This window comes from Mesorhizobium sp. WSM4841 (assembly GCF_055811515.1).
Window position 1 is genome coordinate 316627 of record NZ_JBVVQC010000005.1, and the last position, 26380, is coordinate 343006.

21 protein-coding genes and 3 pseudogenes are annotated in these 26380 nt (G+C 62.9%); 12 read left to right on the top strand and 12 right to left on the bottom strand.

All coding sequences use genetic code 11. The features are described from left to right. Positions 1 to 3: 3 nt before the first annotated feature. Entirely contained in the window at positions 4 to 291 is a 288-nt protein-coding gene (locus AC0L14_RS08920) for an FAD assembly factor SdhE (protein WP_123145930.1), read from the bottom strand. A gap of 325 nt (positions 292 to 616) precedes the next feature. Here AC0L14_RS08920 and recG point away from each other — a divergent pair, with 325 nt between their 5' ends. Beyond that, a complete protein-coding gene (gene recG / locus AC0L14_RS08925) occupies positions 617 to 2725 on the top strand; it encodes an ATP-dependent DNA helicase RecG (RefSeq protein WP_473640100.1) in 2109 nt (702 codons plus the stop codon). On the opposite strand, the gene AC0L14_RS08930 is transcribed toward recG, so the two are convergent. The 4 genes from AC0L14_RS08930 to AC0L14_RS08945 form a co-directional block, all read right to left on the bottom strand. Then, entirely contained in the window at positions 2677 to 3435 is a 759-nt protein-coding gene (locus AC0L14_RS08930) for a DUF502 domain-containing protein (RefSeq protein ID WP_473487276.1), read from the bottom strand. The genes recG and AC0L14_RS08930 overlap by 49 nt on opposite strands. Positions 3436 to 3514: 79 nt before the next feature. Then, positions 3515 to 5338 carry a glutamine--fructose-6-phosphate transaminase (isomerizing) gene (gene glmS, locus AC0L14_RS08935; protein ID WP_473487275.1) on the bottom strand — a complete coding sequence of 608 codons (1824 nt, stop codon included), beginning with the start codon at positions 5336 to 5338 and terminating at the stop codon, positions 3515 to 3517. 248 nt (positions 5339 to 5586) lie between these two features. Beyond that, positions 5587 to 6948 carry a bifunctional UDP-N-acetylglucosamine diphosphorylase/glucosamine-1-phosphate N-acetyltransferase GlmU gene (glmU, locus tag AC0L14_RS08940; RefSeq protein ID WP_473749201.1) on the bottom strand — a complete coding sequence of 454 codons (1362 nt, stop codon included), beginning with the start codon at positions 6946 to 6948 and terminating at the stop codon, positions 5587 to 5589. A gap of 401 nt (positions 6949 to 7349) precedes the next feature. Then, positions 7350 to 8096: a cytochrome c biogenesis CcdA family protein gene (locus tag AC0L14_RS08945; protein ID WP_473487302.1), complete on the bottom strand. Its 747-nt coding sequence runs from the start codon at positions 8094 to 8096 to the stop codon at positions 7350 to 7352. 175 nt (positions 8097 to 8271) lie between these two features. Here AC0L14_RS08945 and AC0L14_RS08950 point away from each other — a divergent pair, with 175 nt between their 5' ends. The 8 genes from AC0L14_RS08950 to rpmG all read left to right on the top strand — a co-directional run bounded on the left by AC0L14_RS08950 (position 8272) and on the right by rpmG (position 17555). Continuing rightward, positions 8272 to 8649 carry a COG4315 family predicted lipoprotein gene (locus AC0L14_RS08950; protein WP_254020229.1) on the top strand — a complete coding sequence of 126 codons (378 nt, stop codon included), beginning with the start codon at positions 8272 to 8274 and terminating at the stop codon, positions 8647 to 8649. A 454-nt stretch (positions 8650 to 9103) separates the two neighbouring features. Next, entirely contained in the window at positions 9104 to 11746 is a 2643-nt protein-coding gene (gene topA / locus AC0L14_RS08955; protein ID WP_473749203.1) for a type I DNA topoisomerase, read from the top strand. A gap of 6 nt (positions 11747 to 11752) precedes the next feature. After that, on the top strand, positions 11753 to 14056 hold the full coding sequence (gene rnr / locus AC0L14_RS08960; protein WP_473749204.1) for a ribonuclease R: 2304 nt from the start codon (positions 11753 to 11755) through the stop codon (positions 14054 to 14056). A gap of 17 nt (positions 14057 to 14073) precedes the next feature. Continuing rightward, positions 14074 to 14508: a DUF983 domain-containing protein gene (locus AC0L14_RS08965; RefSeq protein WP_473487270.1), complete on the top strand. Its 435-nt coding sequence runs from the start codon at positions 14074 to 14076 to the stop codon at positions 14506 to 14508. 73 nt (positions 14509 to 14581) lie between these two features. After that, positions 14582 to 15316, top strand: a complete 735-nt coding sequence (locus AC0L14_RS08970) for an NUDIX hydrolase (protein WP_473529201.1) — start codon at positions 14582 to 14584, stop codon at positions 15314 to 15316. 21 nt (positions 15317 to 15337) lie between these two features. After that, complete coding sequence (locus AC0L14_RS08975; RefSeq protein ID WP_473749206.1) at positions 15338 to 16513, top strand: MFS transporter; 1176 nt, start codon at positions 15338 to 15340, stop codon at positions 16511 to 16513. A gap of 104 nt (positions 16514 to 16617) precedes the next feature. After that, complete coding sequence (locus AC0L14_RS08980) at positions 16618 to 17073, top strand: YqfO family protein (protein WP_473749208.1); 456 nt, start codon at positions 16618 to 16620, stop codon at positions 17071 to 17073. Positions 17074 to 17387: 314 nt separating this feature from the next. Then, complete coding sequence (rpmG, locus tag AC0L14_RS08985; RefSeq protein WP_006201775.1) at positions 17388 to 17555, top strand: 50S ribosomal protein L33; 168 nt, start codon at positions 17388 to 17390, stop codon at positions 17553 to 17555. 543 nt (positions 17556 to 18098) lie between these two features. On the opposite strand, the gene AC0L14_RS08990 is transcribed toward rpmG, so the two are convergent. Next, positions 18099 to 19472, bottom strand: coding sequence for a PleD family two-component system response regulator (locus tag AC0L14_RS08990; protein WP_473487266.1), 1374 nt, complete (start codon positions 19470 to 19472; stop codon positions 18099 to 18101). Positions 19473 to 19505: 33 nt separating this feature from the next. After that, on the bottom strand, positions 19506 to 19862 hold the full coding sequence (locus AC0L14_RS08995) for a response regulator (protein WP_287247952.1): 357 nt from the start codon (positions 19860 to 19862) through the stop codon (positions 19506 to 19508). A 250-nt stretch (positions 19863 to 20112) separates the two neighbouring features. On the opposite strand from AC0L14_RS08995, the pseudogene AC0L14_RS09000 reads away from it, so the two are divergent. After that, positions 20113 to 20413 (top strand): annotated as a pseudogene (locus AC0L14_RS09000) (DUF3572 domain-containing protein). A gap of 24 nt (positions 20414 to 20437) precedes the next feature. Here AC0L14_RS09000 and AC0L14_RS09005 read toward each other — a convergent pair. From AC0L14_RS09005 to AC0L14_RS09020, 4 genes and pseudogenes are all read right to left on the bottom strand, one after another. Beyond that, positions 20438 to 21925 (bottom strand): hypothetical protein, encoded by a 1488-nt coding sequence (locus AC0L14_RS09005; RefSeq protein WP_473529203.1) that lies wholly within the window; start codon positions 21923 to 21925, stop codon positions 20438 to 20440. 150 nt (positions 21926 to 22075) lie between these two features. Further along, positions 22076 to 22291 (bottom strand): annotated as a pseudogene (locus tag AC0L14_RS09010) (S8 family serine peptidase); the annotation flags it as partial. Positions 22292 to 22362: 71 nt separating this feature from the next. Then, positions 22363 to 22494 (bottom strand): annotated as a pseudogene (locus AC0L14_RS09015) (DUF6065 family protein); the annotation flags it as partial. A gap of 151 nt (positions 22495 to 22645) precedes the next feature. After that, entirely contained in the window at positions 22646 to 23221 is a 576-nt protein-coding gene (locus AC0L14_RS09020) for a GNAT family N-acetyltransferase (RefSeq protein ID WP_473487263.1), read from the bottom strand. A 68-nt stretch (positions 23222 to 23289) separates the two neighbouring features. Between AC0L14_RS09020 and AC0L14_RS09025 the strand changes: the two genes are divergently transcribed. Then, entirely contained in the window at positions 23290 to 24618 is a 1329-nt protein-coding gene (locus AC0L14_RS09025; protein WP_473529204.1) for a DNA polymerase IV, read from the top strand. Positions 24619 to 24655: 37 nt separating this feature from the next. Here AC0L14_RS09025 and AC0L14_RS09030 read toward each other — a convergent pair whose 3' ends face one another. Continuing rightward, positions 24656 to 25162: a hypothetical protein gene (locus AC0L14_RS09030; protein WP_473487261.1), complete on the bottom strand. Its 507-nt coding sequence runs from the start codon at positions 25160 to 25162 to the stop codon at positions 24656 to 24658. A 184-nt stretch (positions 25163 to 25346) separates the two neighbouring features. On the opposite strand from AC0L14_RS09030, the gene AC0L14_RS09035 reads away from it, so the two are divergent. Next, positions 25347 to 26228 carry a DMT family transporter gene (locus tag AC0L14_RS09035; RefSeq protein WP_473529205.1) on the top strand — a complete coding sequence of 294 codons (882 nt, stop codon included), beginning with the start codon at positions 25347 to 25349 and terminating at the stop codon, positions 26226 to 26228. Positions 26229 to 26380: the final 152 nt, after the last annotated feature.

Here is a 26380-nt window from a genome sequence, read left to right on the forward strand (position 1 = left end):
CGTTCAGAATGTCATCGTCTGGCGCGACGCCAGGATTTTTTGCAGGACGGCACAATCGATATTTGCCGGAATCGGGCGTTCGCCGGTGATCACGGGCAGGAATTCGGTGTCGGGAACATCGAGGAGCCTCTCATATTGGTCGAGTTCGTCGCCGGTCAAGGCGCCGATCTCGGCGTCTGCGAAACTGCCGAGAATGAGGTCCATTTCGCGCATGCCGCGATGCCAGGACCGAAACAGAAGCTTGCGGCGGCGGGCGTCGAGCCCCTCGCTTGATCGTCTCGTTCCCGTCATTGACCAGCATCCTTGCCTGAAGCGGCGCATATAGCGTGGATAGAGGGCGGTGTCAGCCTTGCAACGGTGCGGTGGGTGTCTAACATCCCGGTGTGACGTACACTCCTGACAACATCAGCCCAGACACCCCCCTCTGTCCTGCCGGACATCTCCCCCTCAAGGGGGGAGATTTGCTGTCGCGCCTGGTTTCGTCAATCTCCACCGCTGCAAGATGGGCGATGAGGCCAAAGCTGCCAATCTCCCCGCTTGAGAGGGAGATGCCAAGTGATGGCAAAGTGGGCAGGCCGGAGGGGGGTAAGCGCCAACATCGGGTAGTCTCTCACCAATGAGACCTTCCCTCCTCGATCCGCTGTTTGTCCCGATCACCTCGCTTGCCGGCGTCGGGCCGAAGGTCGGCGCACTGATCGAGAAGGTCGTGCCGGCCGATCTCGGCGACCGCGCGGCGCGTGCCGGCGATCTTCTGTTCGTGCTGCCCCACACGGTGATCGACCGCCGCAACCGGCCTGGTATCGCCGGTTCGGCCGAAGGCGCGATCGTCACCCTCGAAGTGCGCATCGACCGCCACCAGCCGCCGCCGCGCGGCAACAGATCGGTGCCGTACCGGGTCTACGCCCATGACGACACCGGCGAGATCGCGCTGACCTTTTTCCATGCGCACGCCGCCTATCTTGAAAAGGCGATGCCCGAGGGCGAGCATGTCGTGGTCTCCGGGCGCATGGAATGGTTCAACGGCCGCCCGACTATGGTTCATCCCGACCACATCGCGTTGGCCAGTGAGGCGGAAAACCTGCCGCTGGTCGAGCCGGTTTATCCGCTCACCGCCGGGCTCTCGGGAAAAGTGCTGCGCCGGGCAATCGGCCAGGCGCTCGCTCGCTTGCCGGTGCTGCCGGAATGGCAGGACGGCGAGTTTCTGCGCCGCCAGACCTTTCCTGCCTTCGGCGACGCGCTCGCCCGCATCCACAATCCCGCCGACCCGCTCGACGTCTCCGTCGACGGCGCGGCCTGGCGGCGTCTCGCCTATGACGAGTTTCTGGCAGGCCAGGTGTCGCTGGCGCTGGTGCGGGCAAAAGTCCGCCGCTTGTCCGGAAGACCATTGGTCGGCGACGGACGCATCGTCGAAAAGCTGCGCGCCGCCCTTCCCTATTCGCTGACCAATTCGCAGGATATGGCGCTTGCCGAAATCAACACCGATCTCGGTGACCCCGAACGCATGCTGCGCCTGCTGCAGGGAGATGTCGGCTCCGGCAAGACGGTTGTCGCGCTGCTCGCCATGGCACGCGCCGCCGAGGCCGGCGGCCAGGCGGCGTTGATGGCGCCGACCGAAATCCTGGCGCGCCAGCATCTTGCGACGATTGCACCTTTGGCGGAACAAGCCGGCCTGCGCATCGCCATCCTCACCGGCCGCGAAAAGGGCCGCGAGCGCACCGAGACGCTGGCCGGTCTGGCCAGTGGCGAGATCGACATCGTCGTCGGCACCCACGCCCTGTTCCAGCAAACGGTGACTTTCCACGACCTTGTCCTCGCCGTCATCGACGAGCAGCACCGTTTTGGCGTCCACCAGCGGCTTGCCATCACCGCCAAGGGCGACGCGCCCGACATGCTGGTGATGACGGCGACGCCGATCCCGCGCACGCTGGTGCTGACCGCCTTCGGCGACATGGATGTGTCGAAGCTGACCGAAAAACCGGCCGGTCGTCAGCCGATACGCACTGTCACCCTGCCGCTCGAACGGCTCGACGAGCTGATCGGCCGCATGCGCGACGCCGTCGCCGACGGCCAGAAGATCTACTGGATCTGTCCGCTGGTCGAGGAATCCGAAGAGATCAAGCTGATGTCGGCGGAGGACCGTTTTGCCTCGCTGTATCAGCTGTTCGGCGACCGGATCGGCCTGGTGCACGGCCGCATGAAGGGCGCCGACAAGGACGAGGCGATGCGCGCCTTCAAGGCCGGCGAGACACGCATCCTGATCGCCACCACGGTCATAGAGGTCGGCGTCGATGTGCCGGATGCGACGATCATGGTCATCGAGCATGCCGAGCGCTTCGGCCTCGCCCAGCTGCACCAGTTGCGCGGCCGCGTCGGGCGCGGCGAAAAACCGTCCTCCTGCGTGCTGCTCTACAAGGATCCGCTCGGCGAGACGGCGATGCGCCGGCTGTCGGTGATGCGCGAGACCGAGGACGGGTTCCGCATCGCCGAGGAGGATCTGAAACTGCGTGGCGAAGGCGAGCTGCTGGGCACCCGCCAGTCCGGCACGCCGGGCTTCCAGGTGGCGCGCATCGAGGCGCATGCCGACCTGCTCGAAGCCGCGCGCGACGACGCACGGCTGATCCTGTCGCGCGATCCGGAATTGCAATCCGAACGCGGCGCCGCCCTTCGCATGCTGCTTTATTTGTTCGGCCGCGACGAGGCCGTGCGGCTCTTGCGCGCCGGCTGAGGCCCGGCACCCACCGGCGGATTGGCGATCTGAACCCCGATCGGCTTGCCGTTCAACGTCACCATTTTCGTCTTGACCTCCGGCGCGACCAGCCCGGCCGAGACGATCAGCTTGGCACCGTCCTCGATCGTCATGTCGAGCAGCACGACATCGGATTTCGGCACATACATCAGGAAGCCGGTGGTCGGATTGGGCGTGCACGGCATGAACACCGCGATCAGCGGGTTGCCTTCCTGGTCGAGTTTCTGGTTGATCTCGGTTTCCTTCTCGCTGGCGACGAAGACCAGCGACCAGACGCCCTTGCGCGGATATTCGACCAGCCCGACCTGGCGGAACATGTCGCCCTTGTTCGACAGCACGGTCTCGAAGATCTGCTTCAGCGAGCCGTAGATGCCGCGCACCAGCGGCATGCGGCCGAGCAGCCGCTCGCCGAACAAGACGATGGCGCGGCCGACGATATTGGCGGTCAGGAAACCGATCAGGGTGATCAGGATCAAGGCGACGATCAGGCCGAATCCCGGAACCGGCGCCGGCAGATAGCTATCGGGGTTGTAGCGCGCCGGAATATAGGGTTTGACCCAGGAATCGACCCAGCCGATGAACGACCAGGCGATGTAGGCGGTGATCGCCAGCGGCGCGCAGACAACAAAACCTGTCAGGAAATAATTCCGCAGCCGGGTCATGCCTGAGGTCTTGGAAGCATCGGACATGGTTCACCGCAGCACTGATTGCGGCACAACATTAGTGAACCGCAATCGGCTTTGGAACTGCGAAATTTTTAAACCACGGCTATTCCACAGTCACCGATTTCGCCAGGTTGCGCGGCTGGTCGACGTCGGTGCCCATGAACACCGCGGTGAAATAGGCCAGCATCTGGATCGGCAGCGCGTAGATGATCGGCGAGATGATTTCCGGCACGTCCGGCAGCACGATCGTCTCCATCGTCTTCACCGTGGCGTGCGCGGCACCCTTGCTGTCGGTGATCAGGATGATCTTGCCGCCGCGCGCAGCCACTTCCTGCATGTTCGACACGGTCTTTTCAAAGATGCGGTCATGCGGGGCAATAACGATGACCGGCATGTTCTCGTCGATCAGCGCGATAGGCCCGTGCTTCAGTTCGCCGGCGGCATAGCCCTCGGCATGGATATAGGAGATTTCCTTGAGCTTCAGCGCACCTTCCATGGCCAGCGGGAAATTGGTGTCGCGGCCGAGATAGAGCACGTTCTTGTAGTGCGAGAGGTCGCGCGCAACCTTTTCGATCTGGCCGTCGAGCTTCAGGACCTGGTTGGCGTAGCGGGGCGCTTCCGACAGTTGGCGGACCAGCGTCGTTTCCTGCTCGCGCGAAATCGTTCCGCGCGCCACGCCGGCCCGCACGGCAAGCGAGGCCAGCACCGACAATTGACAGGTGAAGGCCTTGGTCGAGGCGACACCGATCTCCGGCCCGGCCAGCGTCGGCAGGATGACGTCGGACTCGCGCGCCATCGTCGATTCGCGGACATTGACGACCGCGCCGATCTTCATCCCGGCCTGCCGGCAATAGCGCAGCGAGGCCAGCGTGTCGGCGGTCTCGCCCGATTGCGAGATGAAGAAGGCGGCGTCTGTCTTCGACAGCGGCATCTCGCGGTAGCGGAATTCCGAAGCGACATCGATGTCGACCGGCAGCCGCGCATAGCGCTCGAACCAGTATTTGCTGATCAGGCCGGCCAGATAGGCGGTGCCGCAGGCCGAAATCGCCAGCCGATTGATCTCAGCGAAATTGAACGGCAGCTCGAGCGGCTTCGAGACGCCGCCAACAAAATCCACATAATGCGCCAGCGTGTGCGAGATCACCTCGGGCTGTTCATGAATTTCCTTCTCCATGAAATGGCGCCGGTTGCCCTTGTCGACCATGAAGCTGGTGCTGAGCGACTGCTGGCGCTTGCGGTCGACCTTGTTGCCGTCCATGTCGAAGATGCCGACGTCGTTGCGGCGCACCACCGCCCAGTCGCCATCCTCCAGATAGGTGATCGAATTGGTGAAGGGGGCAAGCGCGATGGCGTCGGAGCCCAAAAACATCTCGCCATCGCCATGGCCGACGGCCAGCGGCGGGCCGTTACGCGCGCCGACGATGAGATCCTCGTCTCCCTTGAACATGATGGCCAGCGCAAAGGCGCCTTCCAGCCGCTTCAGCGCCTGGTGCGCGGCCTCGACCGGCTGCAGGCCCCTGGCCAGTTCGCGACCCACCAGGTGTGCGACGACCTCGGTGTCGGTCTGCGATGAAAATGTGTAGCCGTCGCGCATCAGCTCGTCGCGCAATTCGGCGAAATTCTCGATGATGCCGTTGTGGACGATGGCGACGCCGTCGGAAAAATGCGGATGCGCATTGGTCTCGTTGGGCACTCCATGCGTTGCCCAGCGCGTGTGGCCGATGCCGATCATGCCGTCGAGCGGCTCATCCTTCAGCCGGCGTTCGAGATTGATCAGCTTGCCCTCGGCGCGCCGGCGCGCAAGCTTGCCGTGCTCGACGGTGGCGACGCCAGCCGAATCATAGCCGCGATATTCGAGCCTTTTCAGTGCATCGACGATCAGTGGCGCGACCGGCGAGTGACTGACAATTCCGACGATACCGCACATAGACGTTGCCCCCGATTCCGGCATAAAAGCCCGGCGCCATTTAGGGTTGGCCGGGCTGCCGCGAAAATCACATTGCGTTTCGTCCCGTATCAGCCGGAACGATCTTGCACAGATGCACCATGACAGGGCGCTCTTGCAATCCGGTTACAGCAATCGCTCAGTTTCTCCGAGCATGCATCCTATCTCGCCTCGGTGGTTCCTGAAATCCGTCGAAGACATGATGCAGCTCGTTGCGGAGCTCCGTCAGGCTAGCCTTTTTTCCGGGCCGCCGCAGCCGAAGCAAAACGCTCGCGCAATTCCTTGCCCTTGCCGGGCAGCGTCCTCTGGCGGGCGCGGCCGAAGGCCAGCGCATCGTCGGGCACGCTTTCGGTGATCACGCTGCCCGAAGCGATGTAGCCGCCCTTACCGATGTTAACAGGCGCCACCAACGAAGAATTCGAGCCGACGAAAGCGCCCTCGCCAATGTCGGTGAAGAACTTCGAATAGCCGTCATAATTGCAGGTGATGGTTCCAGCGCCGATATTGGCGCCGGCGCCGACGCGAGCATCGCCGATATAGGTCAGGTGGTTGACCTTTGCGCCCTCCTCGATCGTCGCCTGCTTGACCTCGCAAAAATTGCCGACCTTGGCTTTTTGCCGGAGATCGGAACCCGGCCGCAGCCGCGCGTACGGTCCGACATCGCAATCGGAAGCGATCGTGGCGCCTTCAATATGGCTGAAGGCATGGATCTTGGCGCCCGGGGCGATCTTCACGCCGGGCCCGAACCAGACATTGGGTTCTACGATCGTATCGGCGCCGATCTCGGTGTCGTGCGAAAAGAACACGGTTTCCGGCGCGATCAATGTAACGCCGGAGAGCATGGCCTCGCGCCGCCGGCGCGTCTGCCAGATGCCTTCCGCCGCAGCGAGTTCGGCGCGATTGTTGATGCCGAGCACATTCTCGAAGCCGGCCTCTGCGGCAACGACGTCAAAACCCTGCCCGCCGGCGATCTCGACGATGTCGGTGAGATAATATTCGGCCTTGGCGTTGTTGTTGCCGACCTGGTCGAGCAGCTTCAGCGCTTGCTTGCCGGCAATCGCCATCAGCCCGCCATTGCAGAAGGTGATTTTCTTCTCCTCGTCGGTGCAGTCCTTTTCCTCGCGGATGGCGATGAGCTTGCCGCCTTTTTCGATCAGGCGGCCATAGCCGGAAGGATTTGATGTGCGGAAGCCGACCACCACGACGGCAGCGCCCTCGGCCAGTTTCAGGCGTGCAGCAACCAGCACCTCCGGATCGATCAGCGGCGTATCGCCGAACATTACCAGGACGTCATCGTAACCCTTTGATATCGCATCGCGAGCCGCCAAAACGGCATGCCCCGTGCCGAGCCGCTTGTCCTGGACGAAGGTCTCCGCCTTCGGCGCGAACTTTTGCGTGGCCTTGCGCATCTCGTCCGCGCCATGGCCGATCACCAGCGCCAGATCACCGCTGCCTGCGGCTTCCGCAGCCTTGACGACATGGGCGACCATCGGCAGGCCGGCGATCGGGTGCAGTACCTTTGGCACAGCGCTCTTCATGCGTGTGCCTTCGCCGGCGGCGAGTATGACGGACAGGCAGGTTCTCTGGCTCATGGAATGGCAACCATATGAAAAGGGTTGGGAATCAAGGCATGTCTAGCATTGGCGCCAATGCTGCGCCAATGCGGTTAAATTCCAGTGAGGTGGTTGTGCTGCGTCGCAAATTCGATTTCTAATCCGGCCAATGATCTATGCTGGCGCTGCCCCTCATCTGCCTGCCGGCATCTTCTCCCCGTATAGTGACGGGGAGAAGGGGGCTGGCCGCAACCTTGGCACCCCTTCTGCAACGCTGGAGATTGGCGAAATCCTTTGCGAAGGCGTCCTTCTCCCCGTCACTATACGGGGAGAAGTGCCCGGCAGGGCGATGAGGGGCGGCGCAAACCTGAAGCGATTACCGTGCCGGCAACGCCAGCTGCGATAGCTGTGAGTCGCATCAAGCTTTCGACTTGATCTAATCAACCCAGTTGCCCCAGCATCGGGAAATTCTCCAGCAGCCAGTAGGACGCGGCCTGCACGCCGCCGGTCAGGAAAAACACGCCGGCGACGACCAGCAGTGCGCCCATCACCTTTTCGACACGGCCGAGATGGACGCGGAATTTCGAGAGAAAGCGCATGAAGGCGCCGGAAAACAGCGCCGCGATCATGAACGGTATGCCGAGGCCGAGCGAATAGGCGGCAAGCAGCAGCGCGCCCTCGCCCACCGTCTCGCGGCCGCCGGCAAGCGTCAGGATCGGCCCCAGTACCGGTCCGATACAGGGTGTCCAGCCGAAGGCGAATGCCAGTCCCATGACGTATGCGGCAACGATACTGGCCGGCTTGCCCTGTGACTGGAAGCGCGCCTCACGCGACAGCAGCGGGATGCGCAATATGCCGAGGAAATTCAGCCCCATCAGGATGATCAGCACGCCGGCGGCCATGGCCAGCGGCTCCTGCCAGACGCGCAGCAGCCGGCCAATGGTCGAGGCGCCGGCGCCCAGCGCCACGAACACGGTCGAGAAGCCGAGAACGAATGCGATCGAGGCATAGAGCAGCGCGCTGCGTGCGTCGGCCTTGGCCGCGACGCCGGCATTGCCGCGGAAATCATCGACCGACACGCCGGCCATGTAGCAGAGATAGGGCGGCACCAGCGGCAGCACGCAAGGCGACAGGAACGAGATCGCCCCCGCCCCGACCGCGCTGACATAGCCGATATCCAATGCCATTTCCCGAACTCCAACTGTATCGGCGCCGATATAGCGGCGCACGAACTTGTCCGCCAATCACCATTGCGTGGCAAGTTGCCGCCTCGAATCGAGGAAGAAACGACCCACCAAGCGCGTTGATTCAACGAGGCCGCGGCTTTTCCGCGCGCTTCTCGATCATATCAGGGAGAGCGTCATGAAATCGATCACAGTTGGGCTGGCGGTGCTTTTGCTCGGCACCGCCACCTCATATGCCGCCGAAGCGTGGAAAGAAGCCGATGTCGGCGGCACCAAGATATACACCGATGCCAACGGCATGACCCTTTACACCTACGACAAGGACGAGATGGGCAAGTCGAACTGCTACGACAAATGCGCCGCCAATTGGCCGCCGCTGAAGGCTGAGGCCGACGCCAAGCCCGAAGGCGAATGGACAATCGTCGACCGCACCGACGGCACCAAGATGTGGGCCTACGAAGGCAAGCCGCTCTACACATTCATCAAGGACAAGAAGGCCGGCGATGTGACCGGCGACGGCGTCGGCGGCGTCTGGCACATCGCCAAGGCCGACTAAGCCCCAACCTCAATCCCCGCCGTTGACCGGCGGGAAATCCCTGGCTGCCGCGTATCCCTGCAGGCCTCCCGGCGGCCAGCTTCTTGTGCTGTCCCGCTGGACACACGAACCCCACTCGCCACGCCAGTCTCGCCCGCCAGCGTCGTCTCATCATGCCGGGCGTCCCTCAGCTGGGGCTGGCGCGTGATCGATGTTTCTCTTATATCCGCAGAAGATTTTGTCCCGTTTTCCCGGATTCATGCCGGCTTGTCCAACGATAGGGCAGCTGCTCCCCTTATCTGGGATTGCGGATATCACATGATGCGCCCTTGGGTTGCGCGCTCAATGCAGGACTGCATTTTGGGCGCTTCCCCTTGACCGGATGCAAAAGCGCGGCCATGTGAGCGACAATTGTACGAGATTTCGTCGCGCGCAGCGGAATTCTTCTGCCGCACCACAGCTGATATGAGACCTCATGGACGTCGTCGTCGTCGAATCGCCGGCCAAAGCGAAGACAATCAACAAGTACCTCGGAAAGAACTATAAGGTCCTGGCCTCGTTCGGCCACGTCCGCGATCTGCCGGCAAAGGATGGCTCGGTGCGTCCGGACGAGGATTTTGCCATGTCCTGGGCTGTCGATACCGCCTCGAGCAAACGTCTTGCCGACATCGCCAAGGCGGTCAAGGACGCCGACGGCCTGATCCTCGCCACCGATCCGGATCGCGAGGGCGAAGCCATTTCTTGGCATGTCCTGGAAGTGCTGAAGCAGAAGCGCGCGCTGAAGGACAAGCCGGTCAGCCGCGTGGTCTTCAACGCCATCACCAAGTCGTCGGTGCTGGAAGCGATGGCCAATCCGCGCCAGATCGATGCGCCGCTGGTCGACGCCTATCTCGCCCGCCGTGCGCTCGACTATCTCGTCGGCTTCACCCTGTCGCCTGTCCTGTGGCGCAAGCTGCCCGGCGCCCGTTCCGCCGGCCGCGTCCAGTCGGTGGCATTGCGCCTCGTCTGCGACCGCGAGTTGGAGATCGAGCGCTTCATTCGCGAGGAATACTGGCAAGTCGCCGCCATTCTCGGCACGCCGCGCAAGGAAAATTTCGAAGCGCGGCTGACCGCCTTCGACCGCAAGAAGCTGCAAAAGCTCGACATTTCGAACAAGGCGCAGGCCGACGACATCAAGGCGATGCTGGAAGGTGCGACCTTCAAGGCGCTGTCGGTCGAAGCCAAGCCGACCAAGCGCAATCCAGGTCCGCCCTTCACCACCTCGACGCTGCAGCAGGCCGCCTCCTCGCGCCTCGGTTTTTCGGCAAGCCGCACCATGCAGGTGGCGCAGCGGCTCTATGAAGGCATGGACATCGGCGGCGAGACCACCGGCCTGATCACCTATATGCGAACCGACGGCGTGCAGATGGCGCCCGAGGCGATATCAGCCGCGCGCGACGCGATCGCAAAAGAGTTCGGCCCAAAATACCTGCCTGAAAAGCCGCGCTACTACACGACCAAGGCCAAGAACGCCCAGGAAGCGCATGAAGCGATTCGCCCGACCGATTTCATGCGCACGCCCGCTTCGGTCAGGCAATATCTCGATGCCGACCAGGCACGGCTCTACGAGATAGTGTGGAAACGTGCCATCGCCAGCCAGATGCAGCCGGCCGAGATCGAGCGTACCACGGCCGAGATCGAGGCGGTCAACGGCGCCCGCACCGCGGAGCTTCGCGCCGTCGGTTCGGTCGTTCGCTTCGACGGCTTCATTGCCGCCTATACCGACCAGAAGGATGAGGATTCGGAGGACGAGGAAGACCGCCGTCTGCCCGAGATCCGCGCCGGCGAACAGCTCGACCGCGAGGCGATCAATGCCACCCAGCACACCACCGAACCGCCGCCGCGCTATTCGGAAGCCTCGCTGATCAAGAAGCTGGAAGAGCTCGGCATCGGCCGGCCGTCGACTTACACGGCGATCCTGAAGACGCTGGAGGACCGCGACTACGTCAGCATGGACAAGCGCAAGCTGTTGCCGCAGGCCAAGGGCCGGCTGTTGTCGGCCTTCCTCGAAAGCTTCTTCGAGCGCTATGTCGAATATGATTTCACCGCCTCGCTCGAGGAAAAACTCGATGAAATCTCCGACGGCAGGCTCGCCTGGAAGGATGTGCTGCGCGATTTCTGGAAGGATTTCTCGGGCGCCGTCGCCGACATCAAGGAATTGCGTGTCACCGACGTGCTCGACGCGCTCAACGAGGAACTGGCGCCGCTGGTGTTTCCCGCGCGCGAGGACGGCTCAAATCCGCGCATCTGCCCGAAATGCGGCACTGGCAACCTGTCGCTGAAGCTCGGCAAGTTCGGCGCCTTCGTCGGCTGCTCGAACTATCCCGAATGCTCCTTCACCCGCCAGCTCGGCGACGCCGCCAACCCTAATGGCGAAAACGGCAATGGCGAGGACGGCACCAAGGTGCTGGGCAAAGACCCCTACACGGCGGAGGAAATCACGCTGCGCAGCGGTCGTTTTGGCCCCTATATCCAGCGCGGCGACGGGAAGGAGGCCAAGCGTTCCAGCCTGCCCAAGGGCTGGACAGTCGATTCGATCGACCACGAAAAGGCCCTCGCCCTGCTGTCGCTGCCGCGCGACGTCGGCAAGCATCCGGAATCCGGCAAGATGATCTCGGCCGGTCTGGGGCGCTACGGCCCGTTCGTTCTGCATGACGGCACCTACGCCAATCTCGACAGCATCGAGGACGTGTTCTCGATCGGTCTCAACCGCGCCGTGTCGGTCATCGCCGAGAAGCAGTTGAAGGGCCCGGGCGGCCGCAATGGCGGCACGCCCGCCGCCTTGAAGGAGCTTGGCGAGCATCCCGCAGGCGGCGGCAAGATCGTCGTGCGTGACGGCAAATACGGGCCTTATGTTAATTTCGGCAAGGTCAATGCGACGCTGCCGAAGGGCAAGGACCCGCAGTCGGTGACAATCGAGGACGCGGTGGCGCTGATTGCCGAGAAGGAGGCCAAGGGTGGCAACGGCGGCAGAAAGCCCTTCCGCAAAGCGGCGGCACCTGCCAAAAAGCCTGCGGCGGCCAAAAAACCGGCGGCCCAAAAACCGGCGGCCAAGAAAGTGGCCAACAAAAAGGGATAGTGCATCGTGGCGCGCAGGGTATCCGGAAGAAGTCATGGCGATCTGCGCACCGCCGACACCAGGGCCAAGGTCAAAGACAACTACCGCCCGTCCCGCGACGAAATCCTGCGCTACATCGCCGAAAACCCCGATCGCTCCGGCAAACGCGACATCGCCAAGGCGTTTGCGCTGCGCGGCGAGGACCGTATCTGGCTGAAGGACATTTTGCGCGACCTGCAGGACGAAGGCCTGCTGACCAAGGAGCGCAAACGGCTCGCCCGTGTCGGCGCCCTCGCCCATGTCGCCGTGCTCGACATCTTTGGCCGCGACGCCGACGGCGTGCTGCTGGCGCACCCAACCGAAGCCGTGGGCAACGGCGAGCCGCCTGTCATAGCGATCCGTGTGTCGCGCGGCGGCGGCCCGACACCGGGCGTCGGCGACCGTGTGCTGGCCAAGACCTTTCCAACCGATGACGCGACGGGCCCCGCCTATACCGGGCGGGTGATGAAGATCTTCGAGAAGCGCACCGAGGCCGTTCTCGGCGTCTTCCGCGTGCTGCAGGACGGCACCTTCCGCATCGAGCCTGTCGAAAGACGCCAGCCGGAGCTGATCGTCGACAAGGAATTCCAGAACGGCGCCAAGAATGGCGATCTGGTCGAGGTCGAGCCGGCGCGGGCCTCCCGCTATGGGCTGCCCAGAGCCAAGGTGCTGGCGGTGCTCGGTTCGCTGACCAGCGAAAAGGCGGTCTCGATGATCGCCATCCACGCGCACGACATTCCGCACATTTTCCCGGCAGACGTCATTGCCGAGGCGGAGGCGGTCAAACCGGCGACGCTGGCCGGCCGCGAGGACTGGCGCGAGCTGCCGCTGGTTACCATCGATCCGGCCGACGCCAAGGACCATGACGATGCGGTGTTCGCCACATCGGATCCGGACGAGAAGAACCCCGGCGGCGTGGTAGTTACCGTGGCGATTGCCGATGTCGCCGCTTATGTGCGCTATGGCACCGCGCTCGACCGCGAGGCGCTGAAGCGCGGCAATTCGGTCTATTTCCCGGATCGCGTCGTGCCGATGCTGCCGGAGCGCATCTCCAACGACCTTTGTTCGCTGCGCGAAGGCCAGGATCGCCCGGCGCTGGCGGTCCGCATGACCTTCTCGGCCGATGGCCGCAAGCTCAGGCATTCGTTCCACCGCGTCATGATGAAATCGGCGGCGAAACTCGCCTACCGCCAAGCGCAGGCCGCGATCGACGGCGCGCCGGACGACAAGACCGGCCCGATCCTCGACACGGTGCTAAAACCGCTCTGGGACGCCTACGCCGTCGTGAAGCGCGGCCGTGAGACACGCCAGCCGCTCGAGCTTGAACTGCCGGAGCGTAAAATCCTGCTCAAGGAGGATGGCACCGTCGACCGGGTCGTCGTGCCGGAGCGGCTCGACGCGCACAAGCTGATCGAAGAATTCATGATCCAGGCCAATGTCGCGGCGGCCGAGACGCTGGAGGCGAAACGGCAGGCGCTGGTCTACCGCATCCATGACGCGCCTTCGCTCGCCAAGCAGGAATCGCTGCGCGAATTCCTGCAGACGCTTGGCCTGTCGCTGGCACGCGGCGCGCAGATGCGACCGAACCAGTTCAACGGGATTCTGGATCGCGTCCGCGGCGCCGACCATGAGGGACTGGTCAACGAGGTGGTGCTGCGCACGCAGATGCAGGCCGAATATTCGCCCAGCAACATCGGCCATTTCGGCCTCAATCTGAAGCGCTACGCGCATTTCACCTCGCCGATCCGCAGATATGCCGACCTGATCGTGCATCGCGGGCTGATTGCCGCGCTCGGCTTCGGTGCGGGTGGACTGACGCAGGATGAGGCGGAGCGGCTGGAAGAAGTTTCTGCGCTGATCTCAGCCACCGAGCGCCGCGCCATGGCTGCCGAGCGCGACACGGTCGACCGGCTGATCGCCGCCTATCTCGCCGAGCGTGTCGACGATCGTTTCGATGCACGCATTTCGGGCGTCACCAAATCGGGACTATTTGTCCAATTGCCGCAGTATGGCGCAGATGGTTTCATCCCGGTGTCAAGTCTGGAGGGCGATTACTACATATACGACGAAACTGCCCGATCGCTTTTCGGAGAACGCACCGGCAAGGGCTACCAGCTTGCCGACCGCGTCGAGGTTCGCCTGATCGAGGTGGCGCCTATGGCCGGCGCGATGCGTTTCGAGATGCTGACCGACCCGAAGCCGCTGCCCGGCTCCAAACGGTCGTTTCACAAGGCCAAAGGCCGCGCCCGTGCGTCGCAATCGCGTCCAGGCTCGCGCGGCAGGAGACGGTAATGCCAAGCGATTTGAAAATGAATCAAAAGGTTTTCGGCGGCGAACATCACTCGGGCCGGATCGCCCGCCCGCTGTGGACGGCGATCAAGCGTGGCGCGCTTGGCCGCTGCCCGCATTGCGGCGAGGGAAAGCTGTTTCGCGCCTTCGTCAAGACCGTCGATAAATGCGATCATTGCGGCGAGGAGCTTCACCACCACCGCGCCGACGATCTGCCGGCCTATCTGGTGGTGGTCATCGTCGGTCACATCGTGCTCGGCGCCTTCATGGGCGTCGAAGCGACCTCCACCCTGTCCACCTGGCAGCACATCGCCATCTGGGTGCCGCTGACCATCCTCCTGGCGGTCGTCTTGCTGCAGCCGGTCAAGGGCGCCGTCATCGGCCTGCAATGGGCGTTCTATATGCATGGCTTCGGCGGGGAAGAAGATCTGATCGAGTCGCATCCCGAGGCTTGAAACCGAGGCTGACGCAAATCGGCATGGCTGGACGCCACTTTCGCATCGGAGAAGATTCCGCTAGGTCGTGCGCATGGACGTTATGACCAAGGCGGAAGTCGACAAGGTTGAGCGGATCGCGCTCGACGCCAAGCCTATACGCCCGCGCGACGCCGCGACGCTGATCCTGCTCGACCGCAAGGGCGACGAGTTCCTGGTGCTGATGGGCCGGCGCCACACCCGTCACGCCTTCATGCCGGGGAAATTCGTCTTTCCCGGCGGCCGCACCGATCCGGCCGACAGCCGAATTCCCGTCGCCACCGCGTTGCACCCTGAGGAACAGGCGAGGCTGACCGCCGGCGTCGGCCGCACCAGCCCGGCCCGCGCCCGCGCCATCGCCCTGTCGGCGATCCGCGAGACCTATGAAGAAGCCGGCCTGCTGATCGGCCAAAAGGGCGCCTTCGCGACGACCAGGCGCGATTGGCAGGGTTTTGTCGAGCACGACGTAAGACCCTCGCTGGAAGCGCTGCGCTTCATCGCGCGCGCCATCACGCCGCCAAACCGGGTGCGGCGCTTCGACACGCGCTTCTTCAGCGCCTGGCGCGAAGATGTCGCCGTGGAGCTGCCGGACGGCGGTCCGACCAACGAGTTGGAGGAACTGGTCTGGCTGCCGCTCGCCAAGGCCAGAGAAGCTGATATTCCCGACATCACCAGGGCTATCCTCGAAGAGCTGGAAAAGCGGCTCGTCGATGATCCGCTGCTGCGCCCCGGTGGTTCCGTGCCGTTCTACCGGCTTGTCGGCAATCGCTTCGTTCGCGAAATTCTGTAGAGCATAGAGCATTCACATCCCATGACAGTCGATACCCAGCAAGAGGTCGAAGAACGCGTACATTGGCTGCCAATGATCGCGGCGATCTCGTCGATCAGCGTCGTCGGCATCGCCATCGGCCTCGGCATGCCGCTGCTCAGCGTCATCCTCGAAACGCGCGGCCATTCGGCGTCGATGATCGGCTTCAACACAGCTGTCGCCGGCCTCGCCTCGATCGTCGGCGCACCGCTCGCCACCCCGCTCGCCATGCGGTTCGGCGTCGCCCGGACGATGCTGGCCATGATCGCCACGGGAGTGCTGGCCTTTGTCGGCTTCCACTTCGCGCCGGACTTCTGGATGTGGTTTCCGCTGCGCGTCCTGCTGCACATCGCGCTGACGGTGCTGTTCATCCTGTCGGAATTCTGGATCAGCACATCGGCGCCGCCGCACCGGCGCGGCCTTGTCCTCGGCATCTACGCCACCGTGCTGTCGCTCGGCTTTGCCGCCGGGCCGTGGCTGTTCGCCCATCTCGGCAGCACCGGCTTCCTGCCCTTCGGCGTCATCATGGCGCTGGTGACGCTGGCCGCCATTCCAGTTCTGGCGGCACGCAACGAGAGCCCGACGATCGTCTCTAATGGCGAAACCAGCAACTTCCTGCGCTACATCTGGTTGGTGCCGACGGCGACCGCCGCGGTGCTGGTGTTCGGTGCGGTCGAGACCGGCGGCTTTGCGCTGTTCCCGGTTTATGGCAATCGCATCGGCTACTCCGAGGCCAACGCCGCCCTGCTGCTCACCATGATCGGCCTCGGCAACGTGCTGTTGCAGATCCCGCTCGGCATGATCAGCGACCGTGTCAGCGATCGCCGCTATCTGCTTCTGGCTTGTGCAATCATCGGCCTTGCCGGCACCATCTTCATGCCGCACTTCGCGCAGAATTGGCACCTGATGGCGGCGCTTCTGTTCGTCTGGGGCGGCGTGGTCGCGGCCATGTACACGATCGGGCTGGCCCATCTCGGCTCGCAGCTTTCCGGCCACGACCTGGCCTCGGCCAACGCTGCCTTCGTGCTCTGCTACGGTGTCGGCATGGTGCTCGGCCCGCAGGCGATCGGCATCGGCATGGACCTTTTCGGACCCTCGGGCTTCGGCTGGGCGCTCGGCATGTTCTTCGCCTTCTATATCGCGCTGGTCGGCGCCAGGCTGGTCCGAAAAATCCTGTAGAAAGACCGATCGATGTCTCATGTGGCGCGAGGCTGCTGACATAACCGTGTCAGCAGCACTTGGATAGATTGTCAGCAACACGCCACGAATTTGAGGATGCCACCATGATCGACTCCGGGTTCGAAACAAAATCGGTGCGGATGGAATTGCTGCTGCTCGTGACCTTTCAAGCACCGGTCGGCGATGTTGACCGCATCATGGAAGAGGTGGTCGCGATCGCGCCGCTGACCATGGGCAAATACGACAGCAATGCCTACCAGTCGGCGCACGGCATCGAGCGCTACCGGCCGCTCGAAGGCGCTGCCGCCGGCGCCGAGACGGAATTGCGCCGACGGCCGGGTACGGTGGAAGTGTCGTTCGAGCTGCCCGACGACCAGGCGCTGGCGGCCCGCATTGTCGAAGCGATCTTCCAGGCCCACAGCTATCAGGAGCCGGTGATCCGCATCCAGCCGATCCTCGCCAGCCGCTCCAAGGGGTTGGACGACCGCTCCAACCCGAACCGCTGGTGGAACACCACGGGAGACTGGAAGAAGGCCGCTCCGATTAAAGAAGATGCATAGAATAGGAAAGCGGCCTTCCCTTCTCCCCGTGTGGGAGAAGGTGGCCGAGCCACGGGTCTTGCCTCCGGCAAGCCCGAGGACAGGCTCCGTTCGGTCGGATGAGGGTGCTCCAGCTTGGCACTGGCGGCACTCCGTCCAGCACCCCTCAACCGTCTTGGCGCTGCGCGCCAATCCACCTTCTCCCACAAGAAGAGGCAGCCTCACGGGGTTGACTTTCCGGGCGCGTTCTTTATGTGTCGCGCCAAGTTTCCCGCGTCCGGGTGTTTCCCCGTGCTCCAGCGGCCAAAACTCCACGAACATAACGGACTGATACAATGGCCAAAGCCGCAAACATCAAGATCAAGCTTCTGTCGACCGCCGACACCGGTTTCTTCTACGTGACCAGCAAGAACAGCCGCACCAAGACGGACAAGCTGTCGTTCCGCAAATACGATCCGGTCGCCAAGAAGCACGTCGAGTTCAAGGAAACCAAAATCAAGTAAATCTGGTTTCCTGCTTTAAAGCCAAAACGCCGCCCTGTGGGCGGCGTTTTTGTTTTCAAGGCTTCGAAAAGTCCAAAATTCCAATGCTTGGCGCAGAGTCTTGATGTCATTTTGAGAATGGGGGCCGGTCGGCGTTTGGCAGCGGTACGAGGAGGCCACTATGTGCCAGCGCCGGCCGGCCGACCCCACGGACCCAGGAGATGCGGCGGACCTGAATCATGGGGTATTCTTCGGATCGACCCGGCGATCTACCCTCGCGCCGGTTCCGTCATTGGTCTGCACATTTGCGCAACAGCCTGTGAAAATCAACAATTTCTTAACCAAGCCCGGCGAATCGCTTGCGTTAAGGTAAATTCGTAACCCTGTCGCACTGACTGGATAATCAGGCGTCGGCGCCTGCCTCTGAACTGAGGTCTGTTGAGATTCAGGTGAGGCTGAGTCGAAAATGGCTCCCGAAAACCGGGACGGAGCGTGCGTTCGGGTAAGTCAGTACCGGAAGCGCAGGACACTGCCATTTGCAGGTCAGCTGAATATCAACGGACTTTAGGCCGCGTTGGCGACGACGCGGTTGCGGCCGGCGCTCTTGGCTTCGTAGAGCGCGAGGTCGGCGCGCTTCATCAGCCCGGCAACCGTATCCACGCCCTTCAGCACCGACGACACGCCGACGCTGACGGTAACCTCGATCGTGTTGCCGTCATGACCAACGGCAAACGGCATATGGGCGATTTCGGCGCGAATGCGCTCTGCGACCTTTTCGGCGACCGCGCCGTCCGTGTCCGGCATCACCACGACGAACTCCTCGCCACCGAAGCGGCAGGCGAGATCGATGCCGCGCACATTCTTGCGCAGCCGCCGCGCGAATTCGCGCAGCACCTCGTCGCCGCCGTCATGGCCATGTGCGTCGTTGATGGTCTTGAAGCGGTCGAGATCGGTGATCATCATCGACAGCGGCCGTCGCCGGGCCACGGCACGGTCGAACAGCGTCTGCAGATGGCTGTCGAGGTAACGGCGGTTGTGCAATCCCGTCAGGGCGTCGGTCACCGCCATCTCGATGGTCTGGGTGACGCTGGCGCGAAGCTGGTCGTTGTAGCGCTTGCGGCGCACCTGCGTGCGCAGCCGAGCGGTCAGCTCCTGCTGGTCGATCGGCCGCATCAGATAGTCGTTGATGCCGAGTTCGAGGCCGCGGACGATGCGCCCCTCCTCACCCTGCTGCGCCAGAAGGATGATCGGCACGAAACGGGTGCGATCGAGCGAACGCAGTTGCGAGCAGAGCCTGAGCGGATCGAAATCAGCAAAGGCCGTCGAGATCATCACGCATTCGTAGGGCGTCTCGGCGGCCTGGAAGAAGCCGGCATGCGGATCGGTGGCAATGTCGAGGTCGGCGCTGCCGCGCAGCATCTTCTGGACGCGCTCGACGGAAGATTTGCGCTCGTCGATCAGCAGAACCTTCGGCGCGGTGTCTGCGGATGCGAAGTTGCGGCTCAACAGCTCCTCGATGCCGATATTGCGCGTGGTCGAGGCGCGCAGGCGCAGCTCGTCCGTCAACGTCTTCAGCCTGACCAGGCTTTTGACGCGCGTCATCAATTGCAGATCATTGACCGGCTTGGTCAGAAAATCGTCGGCACCGGCCTCGAGGCCGCGCACCCGGTCCGAAACCTGGTCGAGCGCGGTGATCATGACGACCGGGATGTGCGACGTCGCCGGATCGCTCTTCAGCCGCCGGCAGACCTCGAACCCGTCCATATCAGGCATCATCACGTCGAGCAGCACGACGTCGACCTTGCCGTTTTCGCAGGTCTCGATCGCGTCCAGCCCGTTGGTGGCTGTCAGCACCTCGAAATATTCGGCAAGCAGCCGGACCTCGAGCAGCCTTACATTGGCAGGGATGTCGTCGACGACGAGGATCCGTGCGGTCATCTTATAAAGCTCCGGCTCGGCTGGAAGGGCGCATCAGGCGTCGCCCAGGTAGGATTTGATGGTTTCGATGAAACGCGGCACCGAGATCGGCTTGGAAATATAGGCTTCGCAGCCACCCTGGCGGATGCGCTCCTCGTCGCCCTTCATCGCGAATGCGGTGACGGCAATGACCGGTATGACATGGAGGTCGTCGTCCTCCTTCAGCCATTTGGTCACTTCCAGCCCCGATACTTCGGGCAGTTGGATGTCCATCAAGATGAGGTCCGGCTTGTGCAGTCGCGCCAGATCCAGCGCTTCCAGGCCGTTGCGTGTGCGTACCGTCTCGTAGCCGCTCGCTTCGATGAGGTCGCGAAAGAGCTTCATGTTGAGCTCATTGTCCTCGACAATCATGACCTTCTTAGGCATCAAATTCCCGTCCCGGCCTGCCTTCCGCTCGAAGGTTGCCGTCATGCGCCCTCGCCGGTACGCACCAAACCCTGCTCGACTCTACGGCAATATAATTGACGAAACGGAAACCGGCTGCCGGAAAAGCTTCGGATTTCACCTCGAACACCGCATTGCAGAGCTAGGTGGCTTGCCGCAGCCGACGCTTGCGATTACTGCCAAAAAGAGACTCATTCCACCGCGCAAGAAGGTAGTGATGGCAAACGCAGCGTCAATGCGCGAGGAAGCGGAAATCATTGCCGTGAAGGCATTGGGCTTCGTTGCCGCCGATCCGGAACTTCTGCCCCGTTTCCTGGCGATCACTGGCATCGAGGCGCATTCCATCCGCCTTGCCGCCGGCGAGCCGGGGTTCCTGGCCGGCGTGCTGCAGTTCATCCTCGCCCACGAGCCGACGCTCATGCGGTTCGCGGAGGAAACCGGCACGCCGCCGGCTTCCGTCGGCAAGGCGCTGCGGGCGCTGCCGCTTGGCGACGACGGACCATGAACATTCGATATGAGCGACGATCGGATCGCGAAAACGCCTACGGCGTCGTTTCTTCTTCGCTGTCGTCGCCTTCATCATTCGAAACCGGATCGGCCGGCTTCACCATGACACCATTGACCGTGACCGAACCGTCCGGCTTGCCGTTGACGACCCATTCGATGCGGCCGTCCGGCAGCGTCTTGCCGAATCCCTTGATCGCAAGCGCCACCGGCACATATTGCGCGGCTTCCGGCTCCGACTTCGCCGCCGCCTGCAGGCTTTCCACAATTCTGTCGTAGCCTGCAATATCGATCGTCACATTTGCCTCGGGCTTCATGCCGGGGAACGTCATCTCGCCCTCCATCGCGATTTCCATGTCGCCGTTCTTCACCGTGCTGTGGCCGATGACAAATTTCGGCGTCTTGGCCATGAAATCAGCTTTGATCTGATCGCCAAAGTCAGCCGGCAGCGGCGGATTCTTGTTTAGATCAAAGGCTTCGATCGCCTTTTTCGCCATGCTGTAGAGATCGAAGTTGGCGCCGCCGAAATTCAGATTGATGTCGGTGGGCAGCAGCGCCGTACCCCAGGCGGGCACAAGATTCGGAGGGATCGTCAATCCTGCGGCCTTGATCGTATAGTTGATTGCTCCGTTCTGGGCGATGCCGTCGGACCCGAAGCTGGTGCCCAGCTCCGCCGCACCGAAATGTCCAACCGGGCTTTCGACAGTAACGTCCTTCAATCCGTAGCTGCCGTCGATCCGCTCCCACAGCGGCAGCGCGGCGAGCAAAAGTGATTTGAGCTGCGCCTGGTTGGCCTTCAGCTTGGTCTCGTCTTCATTGGCGACGGCAAATGCCAGCAGATCGAGAAACGGCTTTGTCCGCACGCCTTTGCCGGTCGCATTCACCGACAGCTCCGGTGATTTGATCGTAAGCGGGAATTTCAACCCGCTTTTGGGGTCGTCAAAATCAAGTGCTTCGGCGAAATCGGCGACCGTCTGCGTCGCGGTGAAATCCACGCCGCCATTAGCAGCTTTGGTTGCGTTCATGGTGGCAGTACCGGCGCCGGTACTCACCTTGGCGCGCTGCATGGTGTCCCGGGAATTCATCGTCATTCCGGCCATCGAGTGTGTGGCGCTGGTGAAAGCTGCCAGTTCGGGATCGTAGACGCCGGAAAACTTGCCGTCTGTAATCGAGAACTGCATGCTCTGCGGGCCCTCTGGCCCCTTGAACTCGAAGGAACCGCTTTGCGACACATCCGCCGAGACGCTCCATGTCCCGTTGCTGCCCGGCTTGACGAGCAATGCGTAGGGGCTGAAGTCGAACTTGAAGGAATGCTGCGCCGCCAGCAGGTCCACGACAGGTTTGACGTCGACAGCGAGTTTGTAAGCGTCGCCTTCCACGGAAACCTTCAGGAGACTGCTCGCCTTACTGCCGATATAGCGGGACAGATTTTCGGAGAGCTGCTTCGCACCCTCGTTGTCAACGGTCTGGCCGAAGACGGGTGCGCTGAGCGCGAGGACAAAGACGGCCGGAAGAACACGGTTCACGCAGAATCTCCGTTGCTATTCTTGTGACAAAAACGCCAACCGCAACCGTAAGCGGAAACGGACGAGGTGCAATCCCTCCTTGGCGCTAGAAGCCGATTTGTAGTGATCCTTCGCGCCCCCGGCTGTCCCTTCGGCATCAACAGTGAAGCTTCACGTCGCCTTCCTCGGCGTGACGACGCAAGCCCCGCGGGCATTGAGCAGGCCCCAGCCGAAGACGGCGTCCTTTCCCGGCGCGCCGAGATCTTCCGCCGACTTGCCGAGCGCGTCATGAATGTCGGCTGCGGTGGCGTTGCTGTTTGCCGATTTCATCAACGCCGCTGCGGCGGCAACAAATGGCGCCGCGAAGGAGGTGCCGGTCTTCGGCCGTCAGGCGAACTCAGCCCGGTCGCCACGATCTGGTCCGGCGCCTGCAACGGCAAAGGGACGGCGGGCTGCGCATCGACTGCCGGCAATTTGCGGAACCAGTCCGGCAAGACCGTCTTGGCCGCCACTGGCGGCGCGATGACGCCATGATCTTCCGGCCGACAGACAAACCGGATCGGGCGAGTGGTCTGGGAAAAATGAAACATCGATAGCCTCCATGGAAAAATCCGAGGAGGAACGGGCCGCAGGCGGATTTATTCCTGCTGGACGTCAACTGTCTGACTATGCAGGCCGGCCGCGACGGTTTGGCCGCCGCCGAGCGACCGCCGCGGCAGCGGCGCGCACAGCGGCACTGGCTCAAAGCACCAGTCGCATCAGCGGCCGGCCTGCCTTGCGCTCGACCAGCCTCTCGAAGCCGGCTTTCTCGAAGACCCGCGACGAGCCGACGAACAGCCCGATCGAACGCGAATCTTTCGACAGGTCGATCGGACACGCCTCGACCAGCCGCGCGCCATTCTGGCGAGCAAACTCGATGCCGCCTTCGACCAGCCGGTGCGTCACGCCCCTGCCGCGCGCCTTAACGCGGATGAAGAAGCATGAGATCGCCCAGACGCCCGGATCCGTGGCGTCGGCGGGATCGACCGGCGCCGACCCCCTGCCCTTATTGTTCCATTCGGGCACGTCGGCGCGCGGGCCGATCTGCATCCATCCGACCGCCTTGCCATCCTCGAACGCCAGCAGGCCTGGTGGCGGCCCGGCCTCGATCCGCGCCTTGATGTGGTCCTTGTTGCGCTCCCGGTTGCTGGCGCGGCGCACTGCCGGCGACAGCCGGAAATGTGTGCACCAACAGCCGTAGCAGGCGCCTTGCTTACCGAACAGATCTTCGAAATCCGCCCAAAGCTCGGGCACCAGCGGCGCTATGGTCGTATTCACGAGCTCTCTCCCGGCCCACCGCCTTGTCGTGGCGTCCGTCCTGACGTACCATTGCCTTTGTTCTCTTTATGTTCGCAGCGATGGCGGCTCCTGTCAACAATCCCGATCACGGTTTTTGCCGCGACTGCCTGACCTTTCAGCGCAGCGAGGCACGGCGCTGCGAACGCTGCGGCAGTCCACGGCTTGCCCGTCATCCGGAGCTCTACCGGCTGCATCTCGCCCATATCGATTGCGACGCGTTTTATGCGGCGGTCGAAAAGCGCGACAACCCGGCGCTGAAGGACCGGCCGTTGATCATCGGCGGCGGCAAGCGCGGCGTCGTCTCCACCGCTTGCTACATCGCCCGCATCCATGGGGTGCGCTCGGCGATGCCGATGTTCAAGGCGCTCGAAGCCTGTCCGGAAGCGGTCGTCATCCCGCCGGACATGGAAAAATATGGTCGCGTCGGCCGCGAGGTGCGCGCCATGATGCAGGCGCTGACGCCGCTGGTCGAGCCAATCTCCATCGACGAAGCGTTTCTGGACCTTGCCGGCACCGAGCGCCTGCATGGCTTGCCACCGGCGGTTGTGCTGGCGCGCTTCGCGCTCGGCGTGGAGAAAGAGATCGGCATCACCGTTTCATCAGGCCTTTCCTACTGCAAGTTCCTGGCCAAGGTGGCGTCGGACTTTCGCAAGCCGCGCGGCTTTTCGGTGATCGGTGAGGCCGAGGCGACCGGATTCCTGGCCGGGCAGCCGGTGACGCTGATCTGGGGCGTGGGAAAAGCTTTCGCCGCCACGCTTGAACGGGACGGCATCCGCACCATCGGCCAATTGCAGCGCTTGGAGCGCAATGACCTGATGCGCCGCTACGGCGTGATGGGCGACCGGCTCTACCATCTTTCACGCGGCGAGGACGAGCGCCGCGTCCATCCCGACCAGGATGCGAAAAGCGTCTCGGCGGAGACCACCTTCGACACCGACATTGCGTCCCTGGATGAATTGGTTTCGGTGCTGAGAGCGCTGTCCGAAAAAGTCTCGGGGCGGCTGAAGAAATCCGGCATCGCCGGGCGCACCGTCGTGCTGAAGCTGAAGACCCAGGATTTCAAGACCCGCACGCGCAACCGCCAGCTCGGCGACCCGACACGGCTGGCCGACCGCATTTTTTCGACCGGGCTCGAGCTGCTGCGCAAGGAAGCGGATGGCACGAAATACCGGCTGCTTGGCATCGGCGTCAGCGACCTCTCGGACGACGAAAAGGCCGATCCGCCTGACCTCGTCGACATCCAGTCGCGCAAGCGGGCCATGGCCGAAGGCGCCATCGACACGCTGCGCGACAAGTTCGGCCGCAAGGCGGTGGAGACCGGCTATACTTTCGGCAAGGGCCGCGGCGCCTACCCGCCCGAACCGATCGAGGACTGAGCCTTCGGTTCGGAAAAGATCGTGCCAGACAAGAAGATCAGCTGCGTCGCAGATCGATCCGGCTGGTCACCACCTTCTCGCCGGTCTTCGGATCGAGGTCGGTGACCGTCAGCCGCATGCCGTTCCCGCTGGTTTTCTCGACCGTCATTTGCGCCTTGCGATCACCGTTGACATTCTTCGCCCAGCGGATGCCGAGATTGATCGCATTGCCCGAGCGCCTGCCGCTGAGCTGTGCCGGCCCGGTGCGGGATCCGACATAAACGCCGGTGTACTTCGTCCCGCTGGACTTCAGATCCGCGCTGATGGCACGCGTCACCACGATAAGACCGCGGCAGCTGCCGTCCAGGGACAATGACGTCGAGGTTGCATCGGAATTGAAGTTACACGAGACATTCACCGTCGGTGCATCGGTGTCTACCTGGACGGTACCCTTGCCGGTGAATTTCCCCTGGAACGAGCTGAGGAAATTTGCCTCGTCGGCATGAGCCGCGCCGGCCGCAGCTAGCAGCCCGCCGGCAAATAGAAATCGCACGAATGATTTCATCGAATCTCTCCTCCTTGAGATCGGAGACACTTCCTGCCAAGGTCGGGCAAATACTGAGGATCAACGCCTTCCGTCACGGCAGGTTCCGTCTTCAACATGACCTTTTCGCATCGCGCCGCCTTTGGCCTAGCCGAATGCGCCGACTAGCGGTTGCGATCAAAGTCGCGGCTTGCGACATACGCGCATGGCACCCTCACCCTCGCTCCCCAAGGCCGCATTCTGGATGGCGCTGTCGATTGCTTCGTTTCTGACGATGTCGGTCGCCGGCCGCGCCACGACAGCCGAGCTCAATGTCTTCCAGGTGTTGGAGTTGCGCTCGGTGATCGGCTTTTTCATCCTCCTGCCGCTGGTGATGATGTCGGGCGGTTTTGCAGCGATGCACACCAAACGCCCCTTGGCCCATATCGCCCGCAACGTCGTCCATTATGTCGGCCAGGCGGCATGGCTCTACGCCTTGACGCTGATCCCGCTGGCCGTGCTGATCTCCATCGAATTCACGACGCCGATCTGGACGGCCATTCTGGCGGTCGGCTTTCTTGGTGAAAGACTAAGCCGGCCCAGACTTGCGGCCATCGTGCTCGGGCTGATCGGCGTGGTGATCATCGTCCGTCCGGGCGTCGGTGCCGTCGATCCGGGACATGTTGTCGTGCTGGGTGCCGCGGTCTGCTTCGGTATATCTGTGGTCCTGGTCAAATCGCTGACGCGGACGGACAGCGTCGTGTCCATCATCTTCTGGATGCTGGTCATCCAGTCGATGCTCGGCCTTGTCCCGGCGCTCTACGAATGGCGCAACCCGCCGCTCGAACTGTGGCCGTGGCTCCTGCTGATCGCCTTCACCGGCATGTCGTCGCATTTCTGCATGGCCCGCGCGCTCGCCTATGCCGACGCAACCGTCATCTCGCCGATGGACTTTTTGCGCGTGCCGCTGTCGGCGCTGATCGGCTGGCTGCTGTATCAGGAGCAGATCGACGCTTTCACCGCCGGCGGAGCCTTGCTGATCCTGCTCGGCAATCTGCTCAATCTGCAGAAGAAAGCGACCAAACCAGCGGAAGTGGCAGCGTCGTAGCATTTTGCAGCCAAACGTCTTCGTTTGGCGTCCGACAAATGCGTTAAAGCAAAGAGCTAGAGCGGGGGGGTTTTTTGGGGCCCCAAACCCGCGGGGGGGGGGCGTGTTGGAGGCGGGGGGGGGGGGGTGGTTGGCCCCGCGCCACGGGGGCG

Coding starts and splice junctions, on each gene's coding strand:
- glmS (WP_473487275.1), bottom strand. CDS start 5,338: ATGTGCGGTATCGTCGGAATTGTCAGTCACTCGCCGGTCGCGCCACTG.
- recG (WP_473640100.1), top strand. CDS start 617: ATGAGACCTTCCCTCCTCGATCCGCTGTTTGTCCCGATCACCTCGCTT.
- topA (WP_473749203.1), top strand. CDS start 9,104: ATGGACGTCGTCGTCGTCGAATCGCCGGCCAAAGCGAAGACAATCAAC.
- AC0L14_RS09025 (WP_473529204.1), top strand. CDS start 23,290: ATGTTCGCAGCGATGGCGGCTCCTGTCAACAATCCCGATCACGGTTTT.
- AC0L14_RS09030 (WP_473487261.1), bottom strand. CDS start 25,162: ATGAAATCATTCGTGCGATTTCTATTTGCCGGCGGGCTGCTAGCTGCG.
- AC0L14_RS09035 (WP_473529205.1), top strand. CDS start 25,347: ATGGCACCCTCACCCTCGCTCCCCAAGGCCGCATTCTGGATGGCGCTG.
- AC0L14_RS08995 (WP_287247952.1), bottom strand. CDS start 19,862: ATGATTGTCGAGGACAATGAGCTCAACATGAAGCTCTTTCGCGACCTC.
- AC0L14_RS08950 (WP_254020229.1), top strand. CDS start 8,272: ATGAAATCGATCACAGTTGGGCTGGCGGTGCTTTTGCTCGGCACCGCC.
- AC0L14_RS08980 (WP_473749208.1), top strand. CDS start 16,618: ATGATCGACTCCGGGTTCGAAACAAAATCGGTGCGGATGGAATTGCTG.
- AC0L14_RS08930 (WP_473487276.1), bottom strand. CDS start 3,435: ATGTCCGATGCTTCCAAGACCTCAGGCATGACCCGGCTGCGGAATTAT.
- glmU (WP_473749201.1), bottom strand. CDS start 6,948: ATGAGCCAGAGAACCTGCCTGTCCGTCATACTCGCCGCCGGCGAAGGC.
- rpmG (WP_006201775.1), top strand. CDS start 17,388: ATGGCCAAAGCCGCAAACATCAAGATCAAGCTTCTGTCGACCGCCGAC.
- AC0L14_RS08970 (WP_473529201.1), top strand. CDS start 14,582: ATGGACGTTATGACCAAGGCGGAAGTCGACAAGGTTGAGCGGATCGCG.
- AC0L14_RS08945 (WP_473487302.1), bottom strand. CDS start 8,096: ATGGCATTGGATATCGGCTATGTCAGCGCGGTCGGGGCGGGGGCGATC.
- AC0L14_RS08965 (WP_473487270.1), top strand. CDS start 14,074: ATGAATCAAAAGGTTTTCGGCGGCGAACATCACTCGGGCCGGATCGCC.
- AC0L14_RS08920 (WP_123145930.1), bottom strand. CDS start 291: ATGACGGGAACGAGACGATCAAGCGAGGGGCTCGACGCCCGCCGCCGC.
- AC0L14_RS08990 (WP_473487266.1), bottom strand. CDS start 19,472: ATGACCGCACGGATCCTCGTCGTCGACGACATCCCTGCCAATGTAAGG.
- AC0L14_RS08975 (WP_473749206.1), top strand. CDS start 15,338: ATGACAGTCGATACCCAGCAAGAGGTCGAAGAACGCGTACATTGGCTG.